5 protein-coding genes are annotated in these 4,757 nt (G+C 74.2%); all 5 read right to left on the bottom strand.

The features are described 5' to 3' along the window. Positions 1-360, bottom strand: a 360-nt coding sequence (locus tag VG869_15680) for a MaoC/PaaZ C-terminal domain-containing protein (GenBank protein ID HEV3452624.1), incomplete at its 3' end; no start/stop codon positions are given. After that, positions 357-1,469 (bottom strand): acyl-CoA dehydrogenase family protein, encoded by a 1,113-nt coding sequence (locus VG869_15675; GenBank protein HEV3452623.1) that lies wholly within the window; start codon positions 1,467-1,469, stop codon positions 357-359. The genes VG869_15675 and VG869_15680, both read right to left, overlap by 4 nt. Before the next feature lie 8 nt (positions 1,470-1,477). Next, positions 1,478-2,443: an OB-fold domain-containing protein gene (locus tag VG869_15670; protein ID HEV3452622.1), complete on the bottom strand. Its 966-nt coding sequence runs from the start codon at positions 2,441-2,443 to the stop codon at positions 1,478-1,480. 8 nt (positions 2,444-2,451) lie between these two features. After that, complete coding sequence (locus VG869_15665) at positions 2,452-3,636, bottom strand: acyl-CoA dehydrogenase family protein (GenBank protein ID HEV3452621.1); 1,185 nt, start codon at positions 3,634-3,636, stop codon at positions 2,452-2,454. 48 nt (positions 3,637-3,684) lie between these two features. After that, positions 3,685-4,757, bottom strand: a 1,073-nt coding sequence (locus VG869_15660; protein HEV3452620.1) for a CoA transferase, incomplete at its 5' end; no start/stop codon positions are given.

The raw sequence follows: 4,757 nt of genomic DNA, 5'->3' as shown, positions 1-4,757 counted from the left end.
GCCGCGGAGCGCGACCTCGACGACGGCGCCGTCCTTCTTCGTGACCGTGCCCGTCATCGCCATCGTGTCGCCCGGGTAGTTCGGCGCCCCGAGCCGGATCTTCACCGAGCGGAGCACGGCGTCGGGCCCGGCCCAGTCGGTGACGAAGCGCCCCACGAACCCGTTCGTCGACAAGATGTTCATGAAGATGTCCTTCGAGCCCCGCTCCTGGGCCAAGCCGGGGTCGTGGTGGACGTCCTGGTAGTCGCGGGACGCGATCGCGGTGGCGACGATGAGGGTTCGGGTCAGTGGGATGTCGAGGGGTGGCAGCTCGTCCCCGACGCTCACGTCGCCGGCGTGCAACGAGGTGGTGGCGGTCATCGGGCGGCTCCTGCGAGGGTCTCGCCGAGGCGGGCCAGCTGGGCGCTGGCCCCGCCGAGCGTGTCCTCGATCTGCTTCCCCCAGAGGAAGTAGCGGTGGACGGGGTAGTCGACGTCGGCGCCCATCCCGCCGTGCAGGTGCTGGGCGATGTGCACGACCCGCTGGCCGGCGTCCGACGCCCACCACTTGGCCACCAGCACCTCGCTCGTGGCCTCCCAGCCGGCGTCGATCCGCCACGCGGCCTGGAGCATCGTGACCCGGATGGCCTCGGTCAGGATGTAGCCGTCGGCGGCGTGGAGCGCCACGCCCTGGAACGCGGCGAGGGGCCGGCCGAACTGGACCCGCGTCGACGTGTAGTCGGCGGCGAGCCGCACCGCCGCCTCGCACACCCCGAGCTGGAGGGCGCAGAGGCCGAGCAGCGCCCGCTCCACCATCCACGACAGGGCGCGGGCGCCGGTGTCCAGCGCGCCGAGCGGCTCGCCGGGGGCGCCGTCGAGCTGGAGGTGCGGGTGGACCTCTCGGTTGGTGGTGACGGCCCGGTCCAGCCCGGCGCCGGGTCCTCGCGGGTCCACGAGGAACACCGCCACCCCGTCGGGGGTGCGGGCGGGGACGAGGACCCGCGCCGCGACGTGCGCGGCCGGCACGGCCAGCTTCAGCCCGTCCAGCCGCCAGCCGGCGGCGTCGGGGCGGGCCCGGACCGAGGGACGTCGCGGGTCGTTCGTGCCCCGGTCGGCGAGCGCGGCGGTGAGGAGGGTGTCCCCACGCGCCACGCCGGGCAGCCAGGCCTGGCGCTGCTCGGCGGTCCCCCACTCCGCGATCGGCAGCGCGCCGAGCGCCAGCGTCGCCCAGAGCGGCACCGGGGCCACGACTCGGCCCTGCTGCTCGAGCACCAGGCAGAGCTCGAGGGCGCCGAGGCCGCTGCCGCCGACGTCCTCGGGCAGGCACAGGCCGAGCAGGCCGGCGTCGGCGAGCGCGCGCCACAGGTTCCGGTCGACGCGCTCGTCGGTGGCCTCGACCGCCTTCACGCGCTCGGGGGTGACCGAGCCCTGGAAGACCTGCTCCGCCAGCTCGCCCGCCGCCGCTTGCTCCTCGTTCAGGGTGAAGTCCACGCCGCCGCCTACGGCGCCGGCTTGAAGGCCGGCAGCGTGAGGTCGGGATCGAGGTCCTGCCACTCGACGACGACGGGCATGCCGATCGTGATCGCCGACGGGTCGCAGCCGACGAGGTCGGCCACGAGCCGGGTTCCCTCCTCGAGCGCGACGAGGCCCACCGGGAGCGGGTAGTCGAAGGCCGGGACCTGCGGGTAGTGGTTCACGACGAAGCTGTACACGGTGCCGCGCCCGCTCGCCTCCTGGGCGTGCCACTCGTAGGAGCCGCACGCCGCGCACCGCGGCTCGGGCGGGTGGCGCAGCGCGCCGCAGGGGTCGCACCGCTGGATGAGGAGGCGGTGCTGCTTCGCGCCCTCGAACCAGAAGGCGTTGTCGGGCGTGATCGCGGGGCGGGGTCGGCGGGGCTTCGCGGCCGGCCCGTCGTCCGCCGGCGCCGGGCGACCGGTGCCGGGCTTGAACTTCAGGATGCGGAACAGCATGCGCCCGACCGGCTCCCCCGAAAGCGTCTCGTACTCGACTCGGGTGGTGACGAAGTGCCCGACGCCGAGGCCGGTCCGCTTCTCCTCCGAGATCGAGTCGATGACGGTTCGGGTGCGCAGGTGGTCGCCGGGGTGGAGCATCCGGTCGTACTCCTGCTCGCAGTTCGTGGCGACGACCGAGGAGAAGCCGGCGTCGTCGAGCAGCTGCAGCAGGTCGTCGCGGGGTGACCCGCCGGCCGTCGGCCGGCCGCGGAGGCCGCGCATCACCCAGGCCTGGAGCATCACCGCCGGCGCGATCACCTGGCCGTGGACCGAGGCGGCGGCCGCGTCGGGGTCGACGTAGACGGGGTTCTCGTCGCCGATCGCCTCCACCCAGTGGCGGATCATCGGCTGGTTCACCGCGTCGGCGCCCACCTCGACGCCGACCTCGAGGCCCTCGTAGGCGCGCAGCCGGGCGAGGAAGGCCGCCCGCTCGTCGGTGTCGGTCGTCGTCACGCCGCCTCCTACCGGGCCCGGCGGGCCATGCCGAGACCGGCGCTGGCCACCATCTCGCGGAGCACCTCGAGCACCCCGCCGCCGAAGGTGTTGATCTGCGCGGCGCGGGCGGCGCGCTCGACCTCCCCGTGCAGGGCCGCGCCGGGTGAGCCCTCGCGCAGGTAGCCGACGGGGCCGAGGATGCCGAGGAAGAGCCGGCAGGCCTCGACCTGGGTCTCGACCCCGTAGATCTTCGCCGCCGACGCGTCGCTCGGCGTGAGCCGGTCGGCGGCCACCGCCGCGGCCATGCGCCAGTTCAGGAGCTTCATCGCCTCGAGCCGCGCGTGGGCGCGAGCGAGGTCCAGCTGCACCCACGGCACGTCGAGCATGGTGCGCCCGAGCCCCTCGCCGGAATCGGTGGTCCGGCACCAGTCGACGACGTCGTCGTAGAGGCGGTGCGTGAGGCCGCCGAGCGCGGCGAGGCCCACGCGCTCATGGTTCAGCTGGTTCGTGATCAGGCGCCAGCCGCCGTTCACCTCGCCGACGAGGTTCCCCGCCGGGACCCGCACGTCGTCGTAGTAGGTGGCCTGGGTGACGTTGCTCCCGACGGTGACGATGGGCGTGCACGAGAACCCGGCCGAGTCGGTTGACACGATGATGATCGAGATGCCCTTGTGCTTCGGCGCCTCGGGGTCCGTGCGGCAGGCCAGCCAGACATAGTCCGCCTGGTTGGCGCCGCTCGTGAACACCTTGTTGCCGTTGATGCGCCACTCGTCGCCGTCACGGACGGCACGGGTGCGGAGCGAGGCGAGGTCCGTGCCGGCCTCCGGCTCGGTGTACCCGATGGCGAAGTTGATGTCGCCGCTCAGGATCCCCGGCAGGTAGTGGTGCTTCTGCTCCTCGGTGCCGAAGGCCATGAGCGTCGGCCCGACGGTGTTGACGGTCACGAACGGGAACGGGGCGCCGGCCCGCTGCACCTCGTCGAAGAGGATGAACTGGTCGATGGCGTCGCGGCCCTGCCCGCCGTACTGCTTCGGCCAGCCGAGCCCGAGCCAGCCGTCGGCGCCGAGGCGCCGGACCAGGGCGCGGAACTGCGGGTTGCCCTCGCCGGCGTGGCCGAGCTCGGCGCGCACCTCCGGGGTCAGCAGGGCGGCGAAGTACTCGCGGAGCTCTTTGCGCAGGGCCCGCTGCTCGTCGGTGTACCCGAGAAACATAGAACGCGTTTCAATCTACCGGCGGCGGCGTGAGCCTGCCACCGGCGCTCACGTGGCCAGCCGGTCGCCGATGACCCCGGCGCGGGCCAGCGCCGCCAGCTCGTCGGCGGAGCGGCCGAGCTCGCCGCCGAGGACGGCGGCGTTGTGCTGGCCGAGGGTCGGGGCGCCGAAGCGCTGCTGGACGTCGGAGAAGGAGAAGCGCATCGGCCAGCCGGGGTAGCGCCGGCGACCCGTGCGCGGGTGGTCGAGGGCGACGTAGTAGCCGCGGGCGGCGAGCTGCGGGTCATCGAACATCCACGGCACCGTGAGCACCCGGGCCGCGGGTACGCCCGCGCCGGTGAGCGCGGCGACGGTCTCGCCGACCGGCCGGGCCTCGGTCCACGCCGCGACGGCAGCGTCGAGCTCGGCTTGCCGGCCGCGCCGGCCGGCGGCGTCGGCCAGGGCGGCGTCGGCGCGCCAGTCGGGCCGCTCGAGCGTGGCGGCGAAGGCGTCCCACTGGTCGTCGTCGGCGACGGTGATCGCCACCCACTCCGGGCCTCGCTCCCCCGCCGGGCACGGGTACACGCCCTGGGGCGCGACGTGCGGGTCGCGGTTGGCGAGCCGCGGCACGACGCGCCGGCGCGCCGACCACTCGAGGACGAGCTCCGCGGTCAGGTTGGCGCCGGTCTCGAGCTGGGCGACCTCGATGAGCTGCCCGGCGCCGGTGCGCTCCCGGTGTCGGAGCGCGGCCTGCACGGCGACGGCGGCGTGCATCCCGATGACGGGGTCGGCGAGCCCGCCCGGGTGCATCGGCCGCGCCGCCGGGCCGGTCACGCTGGCCATGCCCGTGGCCTGCTCGATCACCATGGCCCAGCCCACATAGTCGCGCCACGGTCCGACGAGCCCGAACCCCGGCATGCGCACCATGACGATGTCCGGCTTCAGGGCGCGGACCTGCTCGTAGCCGAGGTCGAACTGCTCGACCACCCGGGCCGAGAAGTTCTCGAGGAGCACGTCGGCCCGCTCGAGGAGCGGCCGCAGCAGCGCCCGGCCTTCGGCGGTGGTGAGGTCCAGCGTCACATCCCGCTTGTTGAGGTTGGTGCCCGCGAACACGCCGCCCCGCTCGTACCAGTCGGCGCCCA

The organism is Acidimicrobiia bacterium (assembly GCA_035948415.1).
Taxonomy (GTDB): Bacteria; Actinomycetota; Acidimicrobiia; order IMCC26256; family PALSA-555; genus PALSA-555.
Note: the sequence above shows the minus strand (reverse complement) of the source record. Positions and strands in the feature narration are given on the sequence as shown.

Excerpts from the sequence above, each read along its gene's own strand:
- VG869_15665 (HEV3452621.1), bottom strand. The coding sequence starts at position 3,636 with ATGTTTCTCGGGTACACCGACGAGCAGCGGGCCCTGCGCAAAGAGCTC.